The sequence below is a fragment of the Streptomyces sp. CB02009 genome (assembly GCF_001905825.1).
Lineage (GTDB): Bacteria > Actinomycetota > Actinomycetes > Streptomycetales > Streptomycetaceae > Streptomyces.
The window spans coordinates 95,543-117,479 of the sequence record NZ_LIVV01000006.1 but is presented as its reverse complement, the minus strand read 5'-3'; the positions used below and the strand labels follow the sequence as shown (position 1 = coordinate 117,479).

The 21,937-nt window shown below is 72.3% G+C and carries 21 protein-coding genes and 2 tRNA genes; 10 read left to right on the top strand and 13 right to left on the bottom strand.

The window, feature by feature from the left end; genetic code table 11:
* Positions 1-104 precede the first annotated feature (104 nt).
* Positions 105-746: an alpha/beta hydrolase family protein gene (locus AMK27_RS24350; protein ID WP_079188602.1), complete on the bottom strand. Its 642-nt coding sequence runs from the start codon at positions 744-746 to the stop codon at positions 105-107.
* Positions 747-909: 163 nt separating this feature from the next.
* A complete protein-coding gene (locus AMK27_RS24345; protein WP_073912181.1) occupies positions 910-1,725 on the bottom strand; it encodes an SOS response-associated peptidase in 816 nt (271 codons plus the stop codon).
* A 49-nt stretch (positions 1,726-1,774) separates the two neighbouring features.
* On the opposite strand from AMK27_RS24345, the gene AMK27_RS24340 reads away from it, so the two are divergent.
* The 4 genes from AMK27_RS24340 (at position 1,775) to AMK27_RS24325 (ending at position 5,272) form a co-directional block, all read left to right on the top strand.
* Positions 1,775-2,464, top strand: a complete 690-nt coding sequence (locus tag AMK27_RS24340; RefSeq protein WP_073912179.1) for a M50 family metallopeptidase — start codon at positions 1,775-1,777, stop codon at positions 2,462-2,464.
* A gap of 20 nt (positions 2,465-2,484) precedes the next feature.
* Positions 2,485-3,840 carry a 3-phosphoshikimate 1-carboxyvinyltransferase gene (gene aroA / locus AMK27_RS24335; RefSeq protein WP_073912177.1) on the top strand — a complete coding sequence of 452 codons (1,356 nt, stop codon included), beginning with the start codon at positions 2,485-2,487 and terminating at the stop codon, positions 3,838-3,840.
* A 3-nt stretch (positions 3,841-3,843) separates the two neighbouring features.
* Entirely contained in the window at positions 3,844-4,857 is a 1,014-nt protein-coding gene (gene rsgA, locus AMK27_RS24330; protein ID WP_073912175.1) for a ribosome small subunit-dependent GTPase A, read from the top strand.
* 91 nt (positions 4,858-4,948) lie between these two features.
* A complete protein-coding gene (locus tag AMK27_RS24325) occupies positions 4,949-5,272 on the top strand; it encodes a DMT family transporter (RefSeq protein WP_073912172.1) in 324 nt (107 codons plus the stop codon).
* Here AMK27_RS24325 and AMK27_RS24320 read toward each other — a convergent pair.
* Positions 5,164-5,817: a TetR/AcrR family transcriptional regulator gene (locus AMK27_RS24320; protein ID WP_073912169.1), complete on the bottom strand. Its 654-nt coding sequence runs from the start codon at positions 5,815-5,817 to the stop codon at positions 5,164-5,166. The two genes, AMK27_RS24325 and AMK27_RS24320, sit on opposite strands and share 109 nt — an antisense overlap.
* A gap of 121 nt (positions 5,818-5,938) precedes the next feature.
* On the opposite strand from AMK27_RS24320, the gene hisN reads away from it, so the two are divergent.
* Entirely contained in the window at positions 5,939-6,748 is an 810-nt protein-coding gene (gene hisN, locus AMK27_RS24315) for a histidinol-phosphatase (protein WP_073912166.1), read from the top strand.
* Between the two features lie 183 nt (positions 6,749-6,931).
* Positions 6,932-7,318: a CBS domain-containing protein gene (locus tag AMK27_RS24310; protein WP_073912163.1), complete on the top strand. Its 387-nt coding sequence runs from the start codon at positions 6,932-6,934 to the stop codon at positions 7,316-7,318.
* A gap of 61 nt (positions 7,319-7,379) precedes the next feature.
* On the opposite strand, the gene AMK27_RS24305 is transcribed toward AMK27_RS24310, so the two are convergent.
* Positions 7,380-8,831 (bottom strand): catalase, encoded by a 1,452-nt coding sequence (locus tag AMK27_RS24305; RefSeq protein ID WP_073912159.1) that lies wholly within the window; start codon positions 8,829-8,831, stop codon positions 7,380-7,382.
* A gap of 126 nt (positions 8,832-8,957) precedes the next feature.
* On the opposite strand from AMK27_RS24305, the gene AMK27_RS24300 reads away from it, so the two are divergent.
* A complete protein-coding gene (locus AMK27_RS24300) occupies positions 8,958-9,377 on the top strand; it encodes a Fur family transcriptional regulator (RefSeq protein WP_073912157.1) in 420 nt (139 codons plus the stop codon).
* A gap of 140 nt (positions 9,378-9,517) precedes the next feature.
* Here the strand turns inward: AMK27_RS24300 and AMK27_RS24295 are convergent.
* From AMK27_RS24295 to AMK27_RS24280, 4 genes are all read right to left on the bottom strand, one after another.
* Positions 9,518-9,591 (bottom strand) — tRNA-Met (locus tag AMK27_RS24295).
* A gap of 72 nt (positions 9,592-9,663) precedes the next feature.
* Positions 9,664-11,649, bottom strand: a complete 1,986-nt coding sequence (locus AMK27_RS24290) for a tetratricopeptide repeat protein (protein ID WP_073912155.1) — start codon at positions 11,647-11,649, stop codon at positions 9,664-9,666.
* 204 nt (positions 11,650-11,853) lie between these two features.
* Positions 11,854-11,927 (bottom strand) — tRNA-Met (locus AMK27_RS24285).
* A gap of 45 nt (positions 11,928-11,972) precedes the next feature.
* Positions 11,973-14,876 carry a UPF0182 family membrane protein gene (locus AMK27_RS24280; protein WP_073912152.1) on the bottom strand — a complete coding sequence of 968 codons (2,904 nt, stop codon included), beginning with the start codon at positions 14,874-14,876 and terminating at the stop codon, positions 11,973-11,975.
* Positions 14,877-15,011: 135 nt separating this feature from the next.
* On the opposite strand from AMK27_RS24280, the gene AMK27_RS24275 reads away from it, so the two are divergent.
* Positions 15,012-15,563, top strand: coding sequence for a PPA1309 family protein (locus AMK27_RS24275; protein ID WP_030320796.1), 552 nt, complete (start codon positions 15,012-15,014; stop codon positions 15,561-15,563).
* An 84-nt stretch (positions 15,564-15,647) separates the two neighbouring features.
* Here the strand turns inward: AMK27_RS24275 and AMK27_RS24270 are convergent, their stop codons facing one another.
* From AMK27_RS24270 to AMK27_RS24255, 4 genes are all read right to left on the bottom strand, one after another.
* Positions 15,648-16,736, bottom strand: a complete 1,089-nt coding sequence (locus tag AMK27_RS24270; protein ID WP_073912150.1) for a YlbL family protein — start codon at positions 16,734-16,736, stop codon at positions 15,648-15,650.
* A gap of 66 nt (positions 16,737-16,802) precedes the next feature.
* Positions 16,803-16,937, bottom strand: coding sequence for a hypothetical protein (locus tag AMK27_RS44590; RefSeq protein ID WP_374115399.1), 135 nt, complete (start codon positions 16,935-16,937; stop codon positions 16,803-16,805).
* Between the two features lie 311 nt (positions 16,938-17,248).
* Entirely contained in the window at positions 17,249-17,713 is a 465-nt protein-coding gene (locus AMK27_RS24260) for a molybdenum cofactor biosynthesis protein MoaE (RefSeq protein WP_073912145.1), read from the bottom strand.
* A gap of 119 nt (positions 17,714-17,832) precedes the next feature.
* Positions 17,833-18,942 carry an SDR family oxidoreductase gene (locus tag AMK27_RS24255; RefSeq protein ID WP_073912143.1) on the bottom strand — a complete coding sequence of 370 codons (1,110 nt, stop codon included), beginning with the start codon at positions 18,940-18,942 and terminating at the stop codon, positions 17,833-17,835.
* Between the two features lie 214 nt (positions 18,943-19,156).
* On the opposite strand from AMK27_RS24255, the gene AMK27_RS24250 reads away from it, so the two are divergent.
* Together AMK27_RS24250 and AMK27_RS24245 are read left to right on the top strand one after the other, a co-directional pair.
* A complete protein-coding gene (locus AMK27_RS24250) occupies positions 19,157-20,593 on the top strand; it encodes a zinc-dependent metalloprotease (protein ID WP_073912141.1) in 1,437 nt (478 codons plus the stop codon).
* Entirely contained in the window at positions 20,590-21,114 is a 525-nt protein-coding gene (locus AMK27_RS24245; protein ID WP_073912138.1) for an NUDIX hydrolase, read from the top strand. The genes AMK27_RS24250 and AMK27_RS24245 overlap by 4 nt, the downstream gene beginning before the upstream one ends.
* 61 nt (positions 21,115-21,175) lie before the next feature.
* On the opposite strand, the gene AMK27_RS24240 is transcribed toward AMK27_RS24245, so the two are convergent.
* The gene (locus tag AMK27_RS24240) at positions 21,176-21,931 is read right to left on the bottom strand and encodes an AIM24 family protein (protein WP_073912137.1); all 756 of its coding nucleotides are present in this window, start codon (positions 21,929-21,931) and stop codon (positions 21,176-21,178) included.
* Positions 21,932-21,937: the final 6 nt, after the last annotated feature.

The window sequence follows — 21,937 nt, the reverse complement described above, 5'->3', positions numbered from 1 at the left end:
CACGCTCCGGGCAGATGGTCGAACCCATGCGACGGACTCCCTCTTCTCGCTCTCACACCGACGCACGGAACAACAGTGGTCCCCCACTCAACATTCCCGGTCCGTCAGCGGAGCGAGAAGATCCATTCGGCGACCCCGTCGACGAGGAGCGCCATGGCCTCCTCCGGCCCGAGCGGCGCCCGTTTGGGCAGGGCGAAGCCGTGGTCCCCGTCCGGGATCCCGACGAGGGCGTACGAGCCTTCCGGGAACTCCGCGGGCCGCCCGAACGGGTCGTTGCCGCCCTGGACGACGAGCGTCGGCAGCCCGGTGCCGAGGAGCTCGTCGGCCCGGGACCTCTCCGGCCTGCCCGGCGGGTGCAGGGGGAAGCTCAGCGCGAGGACGGCGACCGCGCCGAGCTCCCGCCCGGTGCGGCAGGCGACCCGGGCTCCGGCGCTGCGGCCGCCCGCGATCACCGGGAGCCCGGGGCGGGCGAGGGCCGGCCAGAGGCCGCGCCAGCCGGTGTCCAGGGTCTTGGGCGCGGGCGCGACCTTCTTGCCCGCCACCCTCCAGGGCTGCTCGACGAGGGCGACGGTCACGCCCCGGGCGGGCAGCGCCGCGGCCAGGGCCTGGAGGTCGCGGGCCTCGATGCCGCCGCCGGCGCCGTGGCCGAGGGCGAGGACGGCCCGCGGGCTCGCGCCCCCGGGCGCCTCGTACCAGGTGACGCGGGCGTCGCCGGCGTCGGTGGGAACGGTCTCGTACTGTGTCACGTCGGTCACGCTCCCATCCTGCCGTCCGAAGACGCCCGTGACGGTCCGGCACGGGCCGGGGCGAGGCGGGGCGCTCCAGCGCAGAGCTGGGGTGGTCCAGGGCGAGGCGGGGCGGTCCAGGGCGGGGCCGTCCGGGGCAGGGCCGCCCTGGGGCGAGGCCGTCTCAGAAGAGCGTGCCGACCTCCGGGCCCTCCAGCTCCGTCAGGAGCTCGGGCCCGTTGTTCCGGACGTTGCTGACGGCGGTCGCCACCGGGTAGGCCCGCATCAGGCCCTCCGGCGGCGCGGCGAGCAGCCCGCGCAGCTCCTCGGGCCGCGTGGTCGCCGGGTCGAGCCAGGCGTCCCAACGGTCCTCGGTGAGCATCAGCGGCATCCGGGGGTGGATGTCGGCGAGCGAGTGCGGGCCCTCGGCCGGGGCCACGCCCAGCGGTCCGGTCTCCGCTTCGGTGGTGATCACCGAGCAGGTCACCCACCAGGCGAGGGGGTCGCCGTCGGGCAGGGTCCGGTCGCGCCAGAACTCGTAGAGCCCCGCCATCGCGAAGACCGAGCCGTCGGCCGGGGTCACGAAGTACGGCTGCTTCCGGGGCCGCTTCTTCTTCCCCTCGACCTCCAGGTCCCGCTCTCCCGCGCCGGTCACCCACTCGTAGTAGCCGTCGGCCGGCAGGATGCACCGGCGGGAGGAGAAGGCCCGCTTGAAGGAGGGCTTCTCGTCCAGGGTCTCCGCGCGCGCGTTGATCATCCGGGCGGCGCCCTCCGGGGTCTTCGACCAGGACGGCACCAGTCCCCATTTCAGCGCCCTCAGCTGGCGAACCGGGCGCCGGGATTCCGCGTCTTTCAGAGGACGCTCCAGAACGGCCCAGACCTCCTTGGTGGGGGCCACGTTCCAGTCCGGGGCCAGAGTCTCCTCCGGCTCCCACTTCTCGATCCCGAAAAGGCCGACGAGGTCCTCGGGCCGCCGACTCGCTGCATACCTTCCGCACATACGTGCCACACTGCCACGATCCCCGACCACCCGAGGAGCGGCCCGAAAGATGGACCTGGACCTCTTCAGCGCGCAGGCCGCTCCGGCCGAGTGGCTCGTGATCGCCACCGGCGTCGCCGCCCTCGCCGTCACCGTGCCCCGCCGCATATGGCTGCTCGCCCGCAACGCGATCACCATCGCCCACGAGGGCGGCCACGGACTCGTCGCGCTCGCCACCGGCCGGCGCCTCGAAGCGATCCGGCTGCACTCGGACACCAGCGGCCTGACCGTGAGCCGCGGCCGCCCGACCGGCCTCGGCGTGGTCCTCACCCTGGCCGCCGGCTACCCCGCGGCCCCGCTGCTCGGCCTGGGCGGCGCCGCGCTGCTCGGTACCCATCGGGTGACGCTGCTGCTGTGGGTGGCGACGGCCCTGCTGCTCGCGATGCTCGTGATGGTCCGCAACGCCTACGGGGTCCTCACCGTCCTCCTCACCGGCGCGGCGTTCCTCCTCGTCTCCTGGCTCACCTCCCCCGAGGTCCAGTCGGTCTTCGCGTACGCCGTGGTCTGGTTCCTGCTGCTCGGCGGCGTCCGCCCGGCCTTCGAGCTCCAGTCCAAGCGACGCCACGGCGGCGCCCCCGACTCGGACGCGGACCAGCTCGCCCGGCTCACCCATGTGCCCGCCGGAGTGTGGCTGGTCTTCTTCCACGCCGTCGCGATCTCGGCCCTGATCGGCGGCGGGCGCTGGCTCCTGGGCTTCTGACTCCCCCGTACAGTGAGTCCATGACCGCAGCCACCTCCGCGCACATCGACCCGCCCACCGACCTCTGGCCCGCCCCGTATGCCCGCGGCGCCGTCGACGCGACCGTCACCGTGCCCGGATCGAAGTCGGTCACCAACCGCGCCCTGGTCCTCGCCGCCCTCGCGTCCGAGCCGGGCTGGCTGCGCCGCCCGCTGCGCTCCCGCGACACCCTTCTGATGGCCGAGGCGCTCCGCACCCTCGGCGTGCGGATCGAGGAGACCGTGTCGTCCAGCTCCTCCGTCGCGGGCGGCCCCGACGGCTCGGGCGAGGCCTGGCGGATCATCCCCGCCCCGCTGCGCGGCCCCGCGACCGTCGACGTCGGCAACGCCGGCACGGTCATGCGCTTCCTGCCCCCGGTCGCGGCGCTCGCCGACGGCCCGGTGCGCTTCGACGGCGACCCCCGCTCCCACGAGCGCCCGCTGCACGGCGTGATCGACGCGCTGCGCGCGCTCGGCGCCCGGATCGACGACGAGGGCCGCGGCGCCCTCCCCATGACGGTGCACGGCGCGGGCGGCCTGGACGGCGGCACCGTCGAGATCGACGCGTCCTCGTCCTCCCAGTTCGTGAGCGCCCTGCTGCTCTCCGCGCCCCGCTTCAACCAGGGTGTGGAGGTGCGGCACGTGGGGTCGCGGCTGCCCTCGCTGCCGCACATCCGGATGACGGTCGACATGCTGCGGGCGGTCGGCGCCCGGGTCGACGAGCCGGAGCACGGCGGCGCCCCCGACGTGTGGCGGGTGGCCCCCTCCGCGCTGCGCGGCCGGGACCTGGTCGTCGAGCCCGACCTGTCGAACGCCCAGCCGTTCCTGGCGGCGGCCCTGATCACCGGCGGCCGTGTGACGGTCCCGGACTGGCCGTCGCGCACCACCCAGCCCGGTGACGCGCTGCGGGAGATCTTCACCGAGATGGGTGGATCCTGCGAGCTGACCGAGGCCGGCCTGACCTTCACCGGTACGGGCCGGATCCACGGCATCGACGTGGACCTCGGCGAGGTCGGCGAGCTGACGCCCGGCATCGCGGCGGTCGCGGCCCTCGCGGACTCCCCCTCGACCCTGCGCGGGGTCGCCCACCTCCGGCTGCACGAGACGGACCGGCTGGCGGCGCTCACCAAGGAGATCAACGAGCTGGGCGGCGACGTGACCGAGACCGAGGACGGTCTGCACATCCGCCCGCGCCCGCTGCACGGCGGCGTCTTCCACACGTACCACGACCACCGCATGGCGACGGCGGGCGCGATCATCGGCCTCGCGGTCGAGGGCGTGGAGATCGAGGACGTGGCCACGACGGCGAAGACCTTGCCCGACTTCCCCAGGATGTGGACCGAAATGCTCGGGGCCTGAACCATGCGGCGTTACGGCAAGCACACCGACGAGGACGACATCCGCCAGCGGCCCAACCGCAAGGGCACCCGGCCCCGCACCACGATCCGCCCGAAGCACGAGGACGCCGTCGAGGGCATGGTCCTCACCGTCGACCGCGGCCGGCTGACCGTCCTGGTCGACGACCGGGCGGTGACCGCGATGAAGGCGCGCGAGCTGGGCCGCAAGGCCGCCGTGGTCGGCGACCGCGTCTCGCTGGTCGGCGACCTGTCCGGCGAGAAGGACACCCTCGCCCGGATCGTGCGGATCGGTGAGCGCAGCTCGGTGCTGCGCCGCACGGCCGACGACGACGACCCGTACGAGCGGGTGGTCGTCGCCAACGCCGACCAGCTGGCGATCGTCACCGCCCTCGCCGACCCCGAGCCGCGCCCGCGTCTGATCGACCGCTGCCTGGTCGCCGCGTACGACGGCGGCCTCACCCCGCTGCTCGTCCTCACCAAGTCGGACCTGGCGCCGCCGGACGACCTCCTCGACATGTACGGCGCGCTCGGTGTGCCGTACGTCGTGACCACCCGCGACGAGTTCGTGGACGGGGTCGCCGCCGAGCGGGTCCACGAGCACCTCAAGGGCCGGACCACCGCGTTCGTCGGACACTCCGGCGTCGGCAAGACGACCCTGGTGAACGCCCTGGTCCCGCCGGAGCGCCGGCGCACCACCGGTGTCGTCAACGCGGTCACGGGCCGCGGCCGGCACACCACCACCTCCGCGCTCGCCCTCCCGCTCAACGACAAGGAGGGCGGCTGGGTCATCGACACCCCGGGCGTCCGCTCCTTCGGTCTGCACCACGTCGACCCGTCCCGGGTCATCCTGGCCTTCCCGGACCTCGTACCGGGTACGGAGAACTGCCCGCGCGCGTGCAGCCACGACGAGCAGGACTGCGCGCTCGACGCGTGGGTGGCGGAGGGGCACGCCGATCCGGCGCGGCTCGTCTCGCTGCGCCGGCTGCTGGCGACCCGGGAGCGGCGCGAGGGCGACTGAGCCTCCACGTTTACCGACGTCCACGGCCGGTAAGGGCATAATCGCACCAAGTGCGACGAAGCAGTCACCGACGGCGTGGGAGGCACTGACGATGGCGTGGCTGCTGGTGGTGGTGGCGGGCTTTCTGGAGACGGGGTTCGCGGTCTGCCTGAAGCTCTCGCACGGGTTCACCCGGCTGTGGCCGACGGTCGCGTTCGCCGCCTTCGCGCTGGGCAGCTTCGGCCTCCTCACGCTCGCCCTGCGGAAGCTCGACGTGGGCCCCGCGTACGCGGTGTGGACCGGGATCGGGGCGGCCGGGACGGCGATCTACGGAATGATCTTCCTCGGTGACGTGGTCTCCACGCTCAAGCTCATCTCGATCAGCCTGGTCATCATCGGCGTGATCGGGCTCCAGCTGTCCGGCTCGGCGCACTGACCGTCCGCCCGCCACCCCTCCGCCGAGGGGATCGCGGGTGCCACGACATGACTGAGGGCCAGCCGGACCGCGAGTTCGCAGCCCACCGCCCACCCCTCCGCCGCGCAGGCCACGGTCGCCGCCACCAGCTCGCCGGGCGCGGGCGGCCCCTCGTCGGCGCGGCGCTGCGCGGGGACGGCCGCGGGGCGCGCGCCGGGCCTGGCGGGCCGGGGCGCGGGCAGCCGCTCGTCCCAGGCGCCGGTGAGCAGGGCCCGCAGCACGGGCCGTGAGGCGGCCCGGGTGACGATCCACTCGGCGACGACGACCAGGTTCCGCTCGGGCGGGGCCGGGGCGGCGAGCAGCCGGCGGACGCCCTGGAGATAGGTGTCGGCCTCCCGGCGCGCCAGGGCGCGGGCGAGGCCGTCCTTGCTGCCGAACTCGTTGTAGAGGGTCTGCCGGGAGACCCGGGCGGCCACGGCGAGGTCGGCCATGCGGACGGCGGACCACGGCCGGTGCGCGAGCGCGGCGAGCGCGGCGTCGAGCAGGGCCTCGCGGGCTGTCGGCATCGGCGCCTCCCGGACCGGGGAATCGTTTCCGTGCTCAGCGTCGGCAGGCGTACCGGCACTGTCAAGGGCCGCCGGTGGACGGTTCCGCGCGAGGGGATCACCCGGGGATAGAGTGCCGACCATGGCCGATTACCACGATGATCTGCGTCTCGCCCATGTCCTCGCGGATGCCGCCGACGCGGCCACCATGGACCGGTTCCAGGCGCTCGACCTCAAGGTCGAGACGAAGCCGGACATGACTCCGGTGAGCGAGGCCGACAAGGCCGCCGAGGAACTGATCCGGGGGCAGCTCCAGCGCGCCAGGCCCCGCGACGCGATCCTGGGCGAGGAGTACGGCGTGGAGGGCTCGGGCCCGCGCCGCTGGGTGATCGACCCGATCGACGGTACGAAGAACTATGTGCGCGGGGTGCCCGTGTGGGCGACCCTGATCGCGCTGATGGAGGCCGGTGACACCGGTTTCCAGCCGGTGGTGGGCGTGGTGTCGGCCCCGGCGCTCGGCCGGCGCTGGTGGGCGGCGAAGGGCCTCGGGGCGTACACCGGGCGCAGCCTCGCCTCGGCGAGCCGGATCGGGGTCTCCAAGGTCGCGTCCCTGGAGGACGCCTCGTTCGCGTACTCCTCCCTGAGCGGCTGGGAGGAGCAGGGCCGCCTCGACGGTTTCCTGGACCTCACGCGCGCGTGCTGGCGGACCCGCGCGTACGGCGACTTCTGGCCGTACATGATGGTCGCCGAGGGTTCGGTGGACATCTGCGCGGAGCCCGAGCTGTCGCTGTGGGACATGGCCGCGGTGGCGGTCGTGGTCCAGGAGGCGGGCGGTACGTACACGGGCCTGGACGGCCGGCACGGTCCGCACAGCGGAAACGCGGCGGCGTCGAACGGCCTGCTCCATGGCGAGCTGCTGAGCTACCTCAACCAGGAGGACGCGGAGGGCTGATCGCCCCGCCGCACCCGGTCGAACTCCCGCGTTCGAGCGCCCTCGGCACTCCCCGGGGGCGCCTCGCGCGCCCCCTTGTCGGGCCCCTCCCCCGGTGCCACTCTGAGAGTCCCCCCACTTGTGAACTTGTGAATCGGTTCTCGTTGAAGGCGGGAACGTTTCACCAAGGAGGTGGCTCCGCCCATGCTCGTCCGCGACGCCATGAGCACCGTGGTCCTCACGATCGGCCCCGCACACACCCTCCGACAGGCCGCCCGGCTGATGGCGGCGCGTCGCGTCGGCGCGGCCGTCGTCCTGGACGGGGACGCCGGGCTCGGCATCCTCACCGAACGGGACATCCTCAAGTCCCTGGCCCGGGACCAGAACCCCGACACCGAGACCGCCGACGCCCACACCACCCACGACGTCGTCTTCGCCGCCCCCACCTGGACCCTGGAGGAGGCGGCCGAGGCCATGACGCACGGCGGGTTCCGCCACCTCGTGGTGCTCGACGACCTCGGCCCCGTCGGCATCGTCTCGGTCCGGGACATCATCCGATGCTGGATCCCGCTGCACAGCGTCGCGGGATGACGCGGGAACGGGCCGGACTCCGTACGGAGATCCGGCCCGCTCCCTCTTTCGGCAGGCGCCCTCAGCCGCGCAGGGCCTGGATCGCGGCCTCCAGCCGCTTGCCGAAGTCTTCGTCCGCCCGGCGGAAGTTGCCGATCGCCCGCTCGGCGATGTCGTCGCGCGAGACCTTGGCGATGAAGCCGGCCAGGTTGTCGACCAGGCGGCCCTTCTCGGCCTCCGACATCAGCCGGTAGAGGTCGCCGGCCTGCCGGAAGTCGTCGTCCTCGGCGTGGACGGCGGCGGCGTGGTTCCCGGTGACGCCGGCGACCGGCGCCGGCTGCCACAGCGGCCGGTCCGTCTGGGACGGGCCGCCGAAGGAGTTCGGCTCGTAGTTCTTCGCGCCCTTGTGGCGGCCGTCGTAGAGGGAGCCGTCACGGGAGTGGGTGCGCGCCTCGGTCGCGTGCGGGCGGTTCACCGGCAGGTGGTCGGCGTTGATGCCGACGCGGTAGCGGTGGGCGTCGCCGTAGGCGAAGAGGCGGCCCTGGAGCATCTTGTCCGGGGACGGGCCGATGCCGGGCACGAAGTGCGCCGGGCTGAAGACGGACTGCTCGACCTCCGCGAAGATGTTCTCCGGGTTGCGGTTGAGCTCCAGGGTGCCGATCTCGATCGGCGGGTAGTCCTCGTGCGGCCACACCTTGGTGAGGTCGAAGGGGTTGAAGCGATACTGCGCGGCGTCGGCCGCGGGCATGATCTGGACCTGCACGGTCCAGGTCGGGAAGTCGCCCCGCTCGATGGCCTCGCGCAGGTCGCGCTGGTGCGAGTCCGGGTCCTCGCCGGCCAGCCGGTTGGCCTCGTCCTGGGTGAGGTTCTTGATGCCCTGGTCGGTCTTGAAGTGGTACTTGACCCAGAAGACCTCGCCGGCCTCGTTGTTCCACTGGAACGTGTGCGAGCCGTAGCCGTTCATGTGGCGGTACGAGGCGGGGATGCCGCGGTCGCCGAAGAGCCAGGTGACCTGGTGGGTCGACTCCGGGGAGAGGCTCCAGAAGTCCCAGACGTTGTCCGCCTCCTGCGAGCCCGAGTACGGGTCGCGCTTCTGGGTGTGGATGAAGTCGGGGAACTTGACGGCGTCCTTGATGAAGAACACCGGGGTGTTGTTGCCGACGAGGTCGTAGTTGCCCTCCTCGGTGTAGAACTTCAGCGCCCAGCCGCGCGGGTCGCGCACCGCGTCGGCCGCGCCGAGGTTGCCCGCGACCGTGGAGAAGCGCAGGAACGTCTCGGTCTGCTTGCCGACCTCGGAGAGGAACGCGGCCCGGGTCCACTGCGAGACGTCACGGGTGAGCGTGAAGGTGCCGTAGGCGCCCGCACCGCGCGCGTGGACGACGCGCTCCGGGATGCGCTCGCGGTTGAAGTGGGCGAGCTTCTCGAGCAGGAGCTGGTCCTGGACGAGGACCGGACCACCGACGCCGGCCGTCTCGCTGTTCTGGTTGTCGGCGACCGGCGCGCCGGCCTCCGTGGTGAGCGGTCCCTGCGTCACGTGCGCCTCCTACGTCCTGCCCTGTCTGCCGTACTCGATCCTACAATGGACATTGTCTAAGTCAAGTGAACATCTAAAGTCACACCTGTTCGGGAACCCGGGGCCGTGACTGTTACCCTGGCCCCCATGAGTGACCTGTTGGAACGACTGCGCGGACGCGGCTGGCGGATGACCGCGCAGCGACGCGTCGTGGCCGAGGTCCTCGACGGGGATCATGTGCACCTGACCGCCGACGAGGTCCACGCGCGCGCCGTGGCGCGGCTCCCCGAGATCTCGCGTGCGACCGTCTACAACACGCTGGGCGAGATGGTCACCCTCGGCGAGGTCCTCGAGGTCGCGACCGACGGACGCGCCAAGCGCTACGACCCCAACGCCCACCGGCCGCACCAGCACCTGGTCTGCGGCCGCTGCGGCGCGATCCGGGACGTCCACCCGGCCGGCGACCCGCTGGCGGACCTGCCGGACGCCGAGCGCTTCGGCTTCACGATCTCCAACGTCGAGGTCACGTACCGGGGCATCTGCCCGAGCTGCGCGACGACCGCCTGACGTACGAGGAAGACGCACGAGGAAGGCCCCCGCTCCGGCGGGGGCCTTCCTCGTCACGTCGCCGAACGGCTCCTCGCCACGTCGCGGGAACGACGAAGGCCCGGATCCAGTGACTGGAACCGGGCCTTCGTGCTACTGAGTAGCGGGGACAGGATTTGAACCTGCGACCTCTGGGTTATGAGCCCAGCGAGCTACCGAGCTGCTCCACCCCGCGTCGGTAGAGACGACTCTACGGGACACCGCTCGACCAGCGCAAATCCATTGAGGTGGGCCCCTCGCGCCACCGTCACGCGGTCAGCTCCTGGTGCAGCGCCTCACTCAGCCGCGCCGCCCGCTCCGCGACCTCCGCGGGACCCAGCTCCACCGCGCGGGCGCACCAGCGGCTGCCCTCGGCCAGCTCCCCGCGGCGCGCCGCGAGCAGGGCGAGCCGGAGCGCGGCGCGCCCGTGGCCGGCCCGGGCGGCCCTGGTCCACCAGAGGGCGGCCTCGCGCTCGCTGCCCTCGCGGGCGAGCAGCAGTCCGAGGTTGAAGGCGCCGTTGCGGCTGCCTGCCTCGGCCGCCTCGCGGTACCAGCGGTCGGCCTCGGCCAGGTCGCCGCGCCCGGCGGCGAGCATGCCCACCCGTACCTGGGCACGCCGGTGGCCCTGCTGGGCCGCCCGCTCGTACCACTCCTCGCACTCGGTCTTCTCCTCCCGGGGCGCGCCGAGGACGGCCGGACCCGGGTCGGGGCGACGCGCGTCGAGCACCGAGGCGAGCCGGAAGGCGGCCTCGGCGCTGCCGCCGCCGGCCGCGCAGCGCAGGTGCCGCTCGGCGGTGCGCTCGTCGCCGTCCCTGAGGGCGGCGATGCCGACCTGGAGGGCGGCCTCGGTGTGCCCGGCGGCCGCCGCCCGCTCGTACCAGACGAGGGCCGTGCGGTCGTCGTCGCGGCCCGCGTGGAGGATGCCGAGGTTGAACGCGGCGTCGACGCTGCCGGCCTCGGCTGCCTTGGAGAACCAGGGTTCGGCGCCGTTGGCGTCGCCGGCCTGGAGGAGCAGCACGGCGAGCGCGTTGGCGGCCTCGCGGTGGCCCGCGTAGGCGGCCCGGCGGTACCACTGCTCGGCCTGCGGGATGCGGTCCTGGGCGGCGCAGAGCAGCCCGAGGTTGTAGGCGCCGTTCACGTCGCCCGCGTCCATGGCGGCCCGGTACCAGCGCTCGGCGGTCTGCTGCTCGCCCCTGGCCGCGTGCAGCGCGCCGAGGGCGTTGGCGGCGTTGCCGTCGCCGTCCTGGGCGGCGCGCAGCCACCACACGGCGGCGCTCTCCTCGTCGCCCGCGTCGCGGAGCAGGAAGCCGAGCGCGCAGGCGGCCTTGGCCTCGCCCTCCTTGGCGGAGCTGAGGTACCAGCGGCCGGCCTCCTTGAGCTCGCCGCGGTGCTCCAGGATGGTGCCGAGGTGGAGCGCGGCGCGCCGGTGACCGCGCGCGGCGGCCTGCCGGAACCACTGCTCGGCCTCGGTGGGCTCGCCCCCGGGCTCGCCGACGGCCCGCCCGGCGGCGGCGTCGGTGCCCGTGGCGGCCGGGGCGGTGGCGGGCGCGCCGGTGGGCACGAGCGCGCCGGTGCCGGGCACCCGGAGCCGGGTGCCCGTGTCGTGCGGGCCGCGGGTCGTCTCGGTGGCGCGGCGCTCCAGGGCGAGGGCGAGCCGGTACGCGGCCTCGCGGTGGCCCTGTTCGGCGGCGGCGCGCAGCCAGCGCTCGGCGCCGACGTCGCTGCGGTGCTCCAGGAGGTCGGCGAGGGCGTACGCGCCGAGGGCGTGGCCCTGCTCGGCGGCCTGGCGGAGCCAGTACTCGGCGGCCGGCTCGTCGCCACGCTCGCGGTGGTGGCGGCCGAGGGCGTGGGCGGCGGGCGCGGAGCCGGCGACGGCGGCGACCCGCCACCAGCCGGCGGCCTCTTCGGCGTAGCCGCGCTGGTGCAGCAGGACCCCGAGGTTGTTCGCGGCGGCGCGGTCGCCCTCCGCGGTGGCACCGCGGAGGAAGGGCTCGGCGCCGTCGAGGTCGCCGCGGCGCAGCAGCAGCGCGCCGAGCGCGCTCATCGAGGCGAGGTCGCCGCGCTCGGCGGCACGCCGGTGGCGGGCCTCGGTCTCGGTCTCGTTCTCGGCATCGGTCTCGGTCTCGGCGGTGGTGTCGACGGCCGCATCGACGGCCCCTACTGCCTCGATGATCTCGTCTGCGGCGTTCCTGGCATGCCGCTGCACAAACCGCCCTGTCTCCAACAGAGTTGCCCTGTCCCCCATAAATACCATCGTCGCACCACCCGCAACCCGAGCACACCTGGTATACCGCAGCCAGTGAGGTCACTCAGCGTTTTGTCGACATGCCCACAGAGAGACAAGTCAAACACGACTCACGCCAACTCGCCCCTTCCCTACCGCTCTTCAGGCCCCCCGCGCACGCCGACACACGACGAGGGCCCGGATCCTTATGGATCCGGGCCCTCGTCCTCTGAGTAGCGGGGACAGGATTTGAACCTGCGACCTCTGGGTTATGAGCCCAGCGAGCTACCGAGCTGCTCCACCCCGCGTCGGTAGACCAACCGTACCACGGTCGCGGGGTGGAAAAGCTCAGGTCAGCCGCTTGATCCCGGAGTCTTGAGCTTGGCCCCGGCCGCCGCGGCGGCCTCGAGCGCCGCCTGGAGGTCCTCCTGGGCCTTGCCGTACGCCGTCCAGTCGCCCTTCGCCAGAGCCGCCTCGCCCTCGTCGTACGCCTTCTGGGCGTCCGCGATCGCCTGCTTGAGCGCGGCGTCGTTGGACGCCGGCGGCGGGTTGGTGGTGCCCGGCGGGGTCGTCGGAGAGGTGGGCGGCGGCGTGGTCGGCGCCTCCACCCCGAAGACCGCGTTGAGGGCCTTGGTGAGGTTGTCCTCGAACACCGTGGTGTCCTTGGTCGTGTCACCCTCCGGCTGGTCCGCGTCCACGTACGACACCGCGACCTTCTTCAGGAGCGGGTAGAGCGCGTTGCGTCCCTGGGCGTACACCGGCTCCACGTACAGGAACCCGCCGTCGAGCGGGACGGTCAGCAGGTTGCCGTACTGGATGTCGGAGTCGGCGCCCTTCATGTCCCGGACGAAGGTGGCGACCGAGGGCAGACCGTTGAGCTTGCTCTGCACCTGCGCCGGACCCGGCACGTCCTCGGTGACCCGCAGCAGTCTCAGCTGCCCGTACTGCTTGCTGGTGGCGTCGGCGTCGACCGCCATGAAGCCGCCCAGGTTGGGCCGCCCGTTCGGCGTGAACGTCGTCGTCAGCGAGAAGCGCTGCGCCGTGTCCCCGGGCATCTTCATGCTCAGGTAGTACGGCGGGACCGCGTTGCCGTCCTTGTTGGTCGGGTCGTCCGGCACCTGCCAGGCGTCCGAGCCGCTGTAGAACTGCGCCGGGTCGGTGACGTGGTAGCGGGTGAGCAGCTCGCGCTGGACCTTGAACATGTCCTGCGGGTACCGCAGGTGCTGCATCAGGTCGCCGCCGATCTCGGACTTGGCCTTGACCGTGCCCGGGAACGCCTTCATCCAGGTCTTCAGGACCGGGTCCTGGGTGTCCCACTGGTAGAGGTTCACCGTGCCGTCGTAGGCGTCGACGGTGGCCTTCACCGAGTTGCGGATGTAGTTGACCTGGTTCTGCTGGGCGACGACCGCGCGCTGCTGGTTCCCGACGGTCAGTGAGTCGGCCGTGGTGTCGCCGAGCGTGGTGCGCGAGGCGTACGGGTAGCCGTTGGTCGTCGTGTACGCGTCGATGACCCACTTGATGCGGCCGTCGACGACCACCGGGTAGGCGTCGCCGTCGATGGTCAGCCAGGGCGCGACGGCCTCGACGCGCTCCTTGGGCGTGCGGTTGTACAGGATCCGCGAGCCCTCGCCGATGGCCCCCGAGTAGAGGATCTGCGGCTCGCTGAAGGCGACCGCGTAGGCGGCGCGGTTGAAGGTGCTGGAGAGGTTGACCCCGCTCGTGCCCTCGTAGCTGGTGGTCTTCTCGCCGTTCTCCTCGTAGTCCAGCTCCTTCTGCGGGCCGCCGACGATCGAGTACTGATCGGTCTTCTCGCCGTAGTAGATCCGCTGCTGGTACGTGCCGAGCATCCCGGTGGTCGGCAGTCCGGCCTCGGTGAAGACCGGGGAGCCGTTGGCGTCGGTCTGCGTGCCCGAGGCCATGATCGCGCCGTAGCCGTGGGTGTAGGTGAAGTGGTCGTTGATCCAGTTCCGCTTCGGGATGCCCTTGATGTTGAGCTCACGGAGACCGACGACGGTGTCCTTGCCCGCGTACCGGTCCACGTCCAGGGTGGTCGGGAACTGGTAGTACTTCCGCTTCTGCTCCAGCTGCTGGAACGTCGGCGACACGATGTTCGGGTCGAGGACGCGGTAGCTGGCCGCCGAGTCGGCGTTGTTGCGCAGCTGGTCCTTGGCCTTCACCGTCGACTTGCCCGAGTAGTTCTCGAGCTTCGTCCGGTCGATCGCGTACGCCTTGCGGGTCGCGTCGATGTTCTTCTGGATGTACTCCGCTTCCTTGGCCTGCTCGTTCGGCTGGACCTGGAACTTCTGCACGATGGCCGGGTACAGGCCGCCGATCAGGATCGCGGAGAGCACCATCAGGCCGAAGCCGATCACCGGCAGCTGCCAGGTGCGGCGCCAGAGCGTGGCGAAGAACAGCACGGCGCAGATCGCGGCGATGCAGAACAGGATGGTCTTCGCCGGCAGGTAGGCGTTGGCGTCGACGTACCGCAGGCCCGTCCAGTTGCCGGTGGCCTTGAAGTCGCTGGACTTCACCGCAAGGCCGTACCGGTCGAGCCAGTACGCCACGGCCTTCAGCGCCACGAAGACGCCGAGGAGCACCGAGAGGTGGCCGGTGGCCGCGGCGGTGGCCCGCGCGCCCGGGCTGGTGATCCGCAGTCCGCCGTACAGGTAGTGCGTGAGCGCGGCGGCGATCAGCGACAGGACGACGGCGGCGAAGCCGAAGGCGAGCAGGAAGCGGTACCAGGGCAGGTCGAACGCGTAGAACGACACGTCGAGCCCGAACTGCGGGTCCTTCTCGCCGAACTTCACGCCGTTGACCCACATCAGCCAGGTGCGCCACTGGCCCGACGCGGAGGCGCCGGCGATCAGCGCCACCAGGGCGGTGACCGCGAGCAGCACCCACTTCTTGAACGGGGCGAGTCCCATCCGGTACCGGTCGAGGCTCTGCTGCTCCAGCGACATCGCGCTGAGCGGCGGCCGCAGCCGGTACGCCAGCCAGATGTTCAGGCCGACGGCGAGCCCCATCAGCAGACCGAAGACGGCGAAGAGGCCGATCTTGGTCCACAGCGTGGTCGTGAACACGGACGAGTACTTGACCGAGCGGTACCAGAGCCAGTCCGTCCAGAACCCGGCGAACATCACGAACGCCATGGCCAGGACGGCCAGCACCCCGAGCGTCATGAGCAGGGTCCGGGCCCGCCGGGACGGCCGGCCGACTCTCATCCTTGGCCCGGACGGGCTACCGCCGCGGTCCGGCATCTGGAAAGCCAACGTGCGCCCCTCGATGTTGATGCGTCTGAAAGCAGGCCCCGCGATCGTAGAGCCCCATAGTGCAACTTACTGAGGCTTTACCTAGTTCCCGTGTTCCGGGGAAGAGGAGGCAGGATATTGGTCATGTCCAACGTTTCCCCCTCCGGCCCGGCCATGGCCGCCAGCCCCCTCACCCGCGCGGTGCTCGAGATCGACGAGTACGCGGCGGGCCTCGGCTGGGACCAGCCGGCCCGTCTGTTCGCCCTCGTCGACACCGCGCGACTGCGCGCCAAGGAACCCGCGCTCGCCTCCCAGCTGGGCCTGGGCGACGATGCCACCGCCTACACCCCGATCGAGCAGGACAAGCTGCCGCGCGGGAAGCCCCTCGACGAATTCCTCGGCACGATCGCCTGGCCTGCGGGCGTGGCCGGCTGCGCCATGACCGTGGAGCGGCTCATGCTGCCCCCGTCGGCGGAGGCCCAGGTCCCGCAGGGCCTCAACGAGAAGCAGCTCGCCAAGTGGGTCGCCGCTCATCCGGACCGCCAGGAGGTGCGGATGACCGTCGCCGTGCTGCGCGGCGGTGCCCGCGAGGCGGCGATCCGGCTCCGTGAGAAGGACACCGCGACCGAGGTCCTGACCGGCCCCGACCTGGTGCCGGGCCTCGCCGAGGCACTGGCGGCGACCTTCGAGAGCTGACCTCCGCACGACGGCGGAAGGGGCGCCCGGTCGGTGACCGGGCGCCCCTTCTCACGTACTCCCGGGTCGTGTCCGGGGGCGGAGCTAGCTCTTCGAGCAGCTCGGCAGGGACTTCGTGTCGCCCGCGCGAAGCTTCTCCAGGGACTTCGTGGCGTCGTCGATGGTGTCCACCCTGACCAGGGTGAGCCCGTCGGGCGTGTCCCGCGCGGCGTTCTCGCAGTTGTCGGCCGGGGTGAGGAAGTACTGGGCGCCGGCGTTGCGCGCGCCGACCAGCTTCATCTCGATACCGCCGATCGGGCCGACCTTGCCCTCGTCGTCGATGGTGCCGGTGCCGGCGACGAAACGGCCGCCGGTGAGGCTCTCGGGGGTGAGCTTGTCGACGATGCCGAGCGCGAACATCAGCCCGGCGCTGGGGCCGCCGACATCGGCCAGGTTGATGTCGATCGTGAACGGGAAGACGTGGTCGGTGCCGGCCTGGATGCCGACGACGGCCCGGTCGCCCTCCTCCGACGTGGTGGTCGTGATGACCACCTTCCGGGTGGCGGTGGGCTCCTTGCGGGCCTTCTCCGCGGCGGCCGCCTCCTTGGCCGGGACGATCGTGAACTCGACGTCCTGGCCGGGCTTCCGCTTCACGACCTGCTTGGCGACGTCGGCCTGCGCGGTGATCGCCACCCCGTCGACGGCCTTGATCACGTCACCGGCGTGCAGCTTGCCCTCGGAGGGCGATCCCTTGATCACCGAGCCGACGACGACCCGGGAGACGACCGGGATGTTCAGCTCCTTGAGGGCGGCCACCTTGGCGCTCTCCTGGGACTGGCTGAACTCCTCGGCGTTCTCCTGGCTCGACTCCTCCTCGGTCTTGCCGTCCGGGTAGAGCGTGTCGTGGGGCACCACCACGTTGTCGTGGGCCAGCCAGCCGTACACGGCCTCGACGGCGTTCATCTTGTAGTCCGCGCTCGTGACCCGGACCGTCGTCATGTTGAGGTGCCCGTCGGTCGGGTAGGTCTTCCGCCCCTCGATGTGCAGGACGGGCTCTCCCCTGGCCTCTCCGAGGGTGTTGACCGTGGGGCCCGGGCTCATCTCCGCGTACGGCACCGGGATCAGGACGCCCGCGATCAGCAGGCAGATCAGGACCAGGGTGGAGGCGAGCATCGTCGCGGTGCGGCGTGGCATGGAACGACAGTACGGGACTCGCCTGTGGGTGCACCCCTGGGGCGGTCCGTACGGGGCGGGCCGGCGTCAGCTCGACGGCGAGGTGGCGGCACCGCCCGCGGCGGCGGCCGGCTCGCGCTCGGCACGAGCGGAATCGGGGGTCGTGGTGTGGGCGCGTTCCATCGCGTCCCGGAACCGTGCGTAGCCGGCGAGTTCGGCCACGTCACCTATCGTCTTGTTCCTCGAAGCCCAGCTTCCCCATATCGCCGCGCCGACGACTGCGAAAAGCGGAATCAGCAACCAGGCCAGCGCTGCCATCCCGACCTCCCATCCCCAGTGAGTTGATCAGCAGACTGTGTCATCTGTGAGATCAACGCTCGCGCCTGGGGGGCGGTTACGCAAATCGGGCGTTCGGCTACGCCCTGTCGGCGCGTCGCCTTGCCGCCGCGGCACGCGCGCGTGGAGGCCTCAGCAAGCCCCCACCCTCCCCCAGCCTTCGGCCGGGGGGACCCCCAGACCAGGGGTGGCGGGTCTCAGCAGGCCCCGACCCACTCCTCGGTGCCGTCCGAGAAGGTCTGGTGCTTCCAGATGGGTACCTCGTGCTTGAGGTCGTCGATGAGCTTGCGGCAGGCCTCGAAGGCCTCCCCGCGGTGCGGGCAGGAGACGGCCACGACCACCGCGATGTCGCCCACGACCAGGTCGCCCACACGGTGCACGGCGGCCAGCGCGCGCACCGGGTAATTGGCGACGACCTTCTCCGCCACCCGGCGCAGCTCCGCCTCGGCCGTGGGGTGGCAGGAATAGCCCAGGCCGTCGACGTCGGCGCCGCCGTCGTGGTTGCGCACGGTGCCGACGAAGAGCGTCGTGCCGCCGGAGGCGTCGTCCCCGACCGCCCGGAAGACCTCGTCGAGGGAGAGCGGGGTGTCGCGGATCGCGAGGAGCTTGATCGGATCGGCGGCGGCCTGCTCGCCGGGGTGGTCAAACGACGTCGGTGCCATGCGTCCATCGTGCCGTACCCGCGCGCGATCCCGGAATAGCGGTTTCGACCGGTGGTCGGCGGCCTCCGTAGGAGGGTCCTACAGGCCGCTGGGCCCCGGGCCGCCGTGCCCCTCCCCGGTCAGATGCCCCGCCGCTTGCGCATCTGCCGGACGAGCGCCGCCGTACCGAGCAGGGCCACCGTCGCGCCGGCCGCGCCGGCCGCCGTGGCGTCCTTGCGGCCCAGGCGCCGGCCGGCGACCGTGTGACGGCCCTCGACCTCCTCCAGGAGCGCCGCGAGGACCTCCTCGTTCGTCCACCGTGGCCGCCATCCGGCGTCGTGCAGGCGTCCGACGCTGACCACCCACGGGTGCATCGTGTACGCGAGGTCGCCCGCCGGGGACGGGGTGAGGCCGATCCGGTGGAGCCGGGCCGCGGCGCCGAGGGCGACGGCGGAGGGCAGCTCCATGCGCCGGATCCCGGAGAGCTCCTCGACCTCCTCCTGCTCCAGCCAGCCCTCGCAGCCGACCGCGAACTCCCCTTCGACCTTCTCGAGGGCCGCGTACTCCAGGGCGCTGACCAGGTCCTCCACGTGGCAGAACTGCCAGGTGGGCCGGGAGCCGGCGACGACGAGCAGCCGGGGCGACTCGAAGTAGCGGGTCAGCGCCGTGTCCGTACCGCCGACGAGGACGGCCGGGCGGACCACGGTGACGTTGAGGCCGGGGTGGGCGCGCGGGGCCCGGCGGCCGAGGCGCTCGATCTCCAGCATGTCGCCCACGCCGGTGGCCTCCGCCGTGGCCCTGAGCTCGGCGTCCTCGGAGAGCGGGATGTCGTTGTCGGCCAGCGCGCCGTAGACCATCGCGGAGGTGCACAGGACCACCCGGTGGACCCCGGCGGCGGCCGCGGCGGTCAGCACGGTCTGCGTACCGCGCACGTTGTAGGCCGTCCGGGCGGCGGGGTCGGTCTCCAGGTCGAGATCGACGGCGAGGTGCACGACGACGTCCGCGCCGCGCAGCTTCTCGGCGATGGCCGGGTCGCGCACGTCGAGGATGTGCCACTGCGCCTCGGCGACCTCGCCCCGGCGCTCGTCGATGGCGACGACCTTCTTGACCTCGTCGGACGCGGCGAGGCGCCGGGTCAGCAGGTCACCGACGCCGGAAGCGGCACCGGTGACCGCGACGACGGGGCCGCGCGCGGCGGACCGGGTTGAGAGGTTTCGCGCTCCGCGAACCTGTGGATCTGGGGAACTCACCGGGCGTCTCCAGCGGTTGTCTTCAGTACGTACACGGATGACGCGTACGGACCAGGTGGCGTCCATCCTGCCGCAGGGCACGGCCCGGCGGAGCACCGAGCCCATTTCCGGCCCGGATGTCTACGCTGGTGGTGTGCGGGGCCTGTCTGGACAGGCCCTGGTCGGGCAGTCGCCGTCGGCAGGAGGCCGGCGGCCCTACGAGCCGAGGAAACCTGTGAGTGACACCCCATTCGGATTCGGCCTTCCGCCGGAGGAGCCGGAGAACGGCGACGAGGGCAAGAAGAAGAACCCCGGTGGCCAGGGCTCCGGGGGCCAGGGCGGCGGCAACCCGTTCGGGGCGAACCCGTTCGGCTTCGGCGGTCTGCCCGGCATGGGCGGGCCGGGCGGCCAGAGCGGTGCGGACAATCCGTTCGCGGCGATGTTCGGCTCGCTGAACCCCAACGACCTCGGTGCGGCCTTCCAGCAGCTCGGCCAGATGCTGAGCTACGAGGGCGGTCCCGTGAACTGGGACATGGCCAAGCAGATCGCCCGCCAGGTGGTGGCCCAGGGCACCGCCGACGGCACCAAGGACTCCAGCGTGGGCCCCGCGGAGAAGGCCGCCGTCGAGGAGGCCGTGCGCCTCGCCGACCTGTGGCTGGACGGCGTGACCTCGCTGCCCTCGGGCGCGAGCACGGCCGTGGCGTGGAGCCGCGCGGAGTGGGTCGAGGCGACGCTGCCGGCGTGGCAGCAGCTCGTGGACCCGGTCGCCGAGCGGGTCGGCTCGGCGATGGGCGACGTCCTGCCGGAGGAGATGCAGGCCATGGCGGGCCCGCTGATCGGCATGATGCGCTCCATGGGCGGCGCCATGTTCGGACAGCAGATCGGGCAGGCCGTCGGCGCGCTCGCCGGCGAGGTCGTCGGCTCGACCGACATCGGTCTGCCGCTCGGGCCCGCGGGCCGGGCCGCGCTGCTGCCGCTGAACATCGAGGCCTTCGGCAAGGACCTGGGCGTGCCCTCCGACGAGGTGCGGCTCTACCTGGCGCTGCGCGAGGCCGCGCACCAGCGGCTCTTCGCCCACGTGCCGTGGCTGCGCGCGCACCTGTTCGGCGCGGTCGAGGGGTACGCGCGGGGGATCAAGGTCGACACCTCGAAGCTGGAGGAGGCGGTGGGCCAGCTCGACCCGACGCACCCGGAGCAGCTTCAGGAGGCCCTCCAGCAGGGCATGTTCCAGCCGGAGGACACCCCGGCGCAGAAGGCGGCCCTGGCCCGTCTGGAGACGGCGCTCGCCCTCGTCGAGGGCTGGGTGGACGCCGTGGTCCACGAGGCCGCCAAGTCGCGGCTCACGTCGGCGGACGCGCTGCGCGAGACGCTGCGCAGGCGCCGTGCCTCGGGCGGTCCCGCCGAGCAGACCTTCGCCACGCTGATCGGCCTCGAACTGCGGCCGCGGCGGCTGCGGGACGCGGCGCGCCTGTGGGCGTCGCTGACCGACGCGCGCGGGGTCGACGGCCGTGACGGCCTGTGGGAGCACCCGGACATGCTGCCGACGGCGACCGACCTGGACGACCCGGACGGCTTCGTGCACCGCGAGCACCTCGACTTCTCCGAGCTCGACAAGATGCTCGGCGAGGCGGCCAAGGGCGACGCCCCGGAAGACGGGGACGGCAAGGAGTGACGCTGCACGACGACGCGGTCCTCGTCCTCAAGGGGTTCGAGGACCAGCCGGAGCTGCGCGACCTGTACCTGGCGCACCTGGACGCGCATCCGGACGGGATGTACAAGCCCTGCGGGGCCGGGCATCTGACCTCCAGCGCGCTGGTCGTCGACCCGGCGCGCGGGCGGGTGCTGCTGACCTTGCACAAGAAGCTGGGCATGTGGCTGCAGATGGGCGGTCACTGCGAGGCGGGTGACGCGACGGTCGAGGCGGCCGCGCTGCGGGAGGCCGCCGAGGAGTCGGGGATCTCGGGGCTGACGCTGCTGCCGGGCGGCCCGGTGCGGCTCGACCGGCATCCGATCCCGGCGCCCTGCCACTGGCACCTGGACGTGCAGTACGCGGCGCTGGCCCCGGCCGGCGCGGTGGAGCAGATCAGCGAGGAGTCGCTGGACCTGCGCTGGTTCCCGTACGAGGAGGTGGCGGGCGTGGCGGACGCGTCGGTGGTCCGTCTCCTGGAGAGCGCGCTGGCGCGGCTCTCGTAGGGCAGGCGCGCGTGAGGGGCGGTCGGCAGGTGCCGACCGCCCCTCACGCGCTGTGCGGTGCCTAGTTCCAGGCGTTGTTCTGGTTCTGGGCGTGGGAACCGTGCTGTCCGGCGCCGAACTGGGCGGCGATGCCCTGGCCGATGGCCGCGTTCTGCGGGGGCATGACCTCGCTGGGCTGGACGAGCGCGAAGCCCTGGCCGAGGAAGCTGAGCTCCCAGCCCTCGCCGGTGTTGCCGCGGCGGGACCGGACGCTGGAGCTGTGCGTCTGCGCCTGCATCTGGACGCGCAGCCCGGTGGACCAGGCCACGATGGCGTCCGCGTCGACGCTCACGTACTTCTCGGGCGTGACCTGCATCATCAGCGGCTGACCCGAGGTCATCAGGGCGACCTTGCCGCGGCCGGAGATGTTGAGCTGGTACTTGCCGGTGCCGGAGACGCCGTACTGGCTGTCGACGGCGATGACCTCGGTGTGGAGGGTCGAGTCGAGCGCCAGGACGTAGGCGCTGTCGACGGTGAGGCCCTCCTGCTCGACCTCCACGACGTGGACGTGCTGGGCGAGGTTGGCGAAGTAGACCGTGCCCTGGCCGGAGCAGCGCATCAGGTCGAGGCCCTCACCGGTGCGGGCCTGGGCCCGGCGCTGGCCGGGGGTCTTGTACTCGCCGTCGAAGTCGACGAGTCCCTGGTACGCGACCATGGCGCCCTTGCGGGCGAGGACGTCGTCCTGCCCGGTGAGGCTGACCCGCAGGAGCTGCGGGTTCTGGATGACGTACCGCTCCTGGCTCTGCTGTTCGGCGTGGTTGAAAAGCGGGCTCTGCATGGTGTG

Excerpts from the sequence above, each read along its gene's own strand:
- AMK27_RS24345 (WP_073912181.1), bottom strand. The coding sequence starts at position 1,725 with ATGTGCGGAAGGTATGCAGCGAGTCGGCGGCCCGAGGACCTCGTCGGC.
- AMK27_RS24340 (WP_073912179.1), top strand. The coding sequence starts at position 1,775 with ATGGACCTGGACCTCTTCAGCGCGCAGGCCGCTCCGGCCGAGTGGCTC.
- aroA (WP_073912177.1), top strand. The coding sequence starts at position 2,485 with ATGACCGCAGCCACCTCCGCGCACATCGACCCGCCCACCGACCTCTGG.
- rsgA (WP_073912175.1), top strand. The coding sequence starts at position 3,844 with ATGCGGCGTTACGGCAAGCACACCGACGAGGACGACATCCGCCAGCGG.
- AMK27_RS24325 (WP_073912172.1), top strand. The coding sequence starts at position 4,949 with ATGGCGTGGCTGCTGGTGGTGGTGGCGGGCTTTCTGGAGACGGGGTTC.
- AMK27_RS24320 (WP_073912169.1), bottom strand. The coding sequence starts at position 5,817 with ATGCCGACAGCCCGCGAGGCCCTGCTCGACGCCGCGCTCGCCGCGCTC.
- hisN (WP_073912166.1), top strand. The coding sequence starts at position 5,939 with ATGGCCGATTACCACGATGATCTGCGTCTCGCCCATGTCCTCGCGGAT.
- AMK27_RS24310 (WP_073912163.1), top strand. The coding sequence starts at position 6,932 with ATGCTCGTCCGCGACGCCATGAGCACCGTGGTCCTCACGATCGGCCCC.
- AMK27_RS24300 (WP_073912157.1), top strand. The coding sequence starts at position 8,958 with ATGAGTGACCTGTTGGAACGACTGCGCGGACGCGGCTGGCGGATGACC.
- AMK27_RS24290 (WP_073912155.1), bottom strand. The coding sequence starts at position 11,649 with ATGGTATTTATGGGGGACAGGGCAACTCTGTTGGAGACAGGGCGGTTT.
- AMK27_RS24280 (WP_073912152.1), bottom strand. The coding sequence starts at position 14,876 with ATGCCGGACCGCGGCGGTAGCCCGTCCGGGCCAAGGATGAGAGTCGGC.
- AMK27_RS24275 (WP_030320796.1), top strand. The coding sequence starts at position 15,012 with ATGTCCAACGTTTCCCCCTCCGGCCCGGCCATGGCCGCCAGCCCCCTC.
- AMK27_RS24270 (WP_073912150.1), bottom strand. The coding sequence starts at position 16,736 with ATGCCACGCCGCACCGCGACGATGCTCGCCTCCACCCTGGTCCTGATC.
- AMK27_RS24260 (WP_073912145.1), bottom strand. The coding sequence starts at position 17,713 with ATGGCACCGACGTCGTTTGACCACCCCGGCGAGCAGGCCGCCGCCGAT.
- AMK27_RS24240 (WP_073912137.1), bottom strand. The coding sequence starts at position 21,931 with ATGCAGAGCCCGCTTTTCAACCACGCCGAACAGCAGAGCCAGGAGCGG.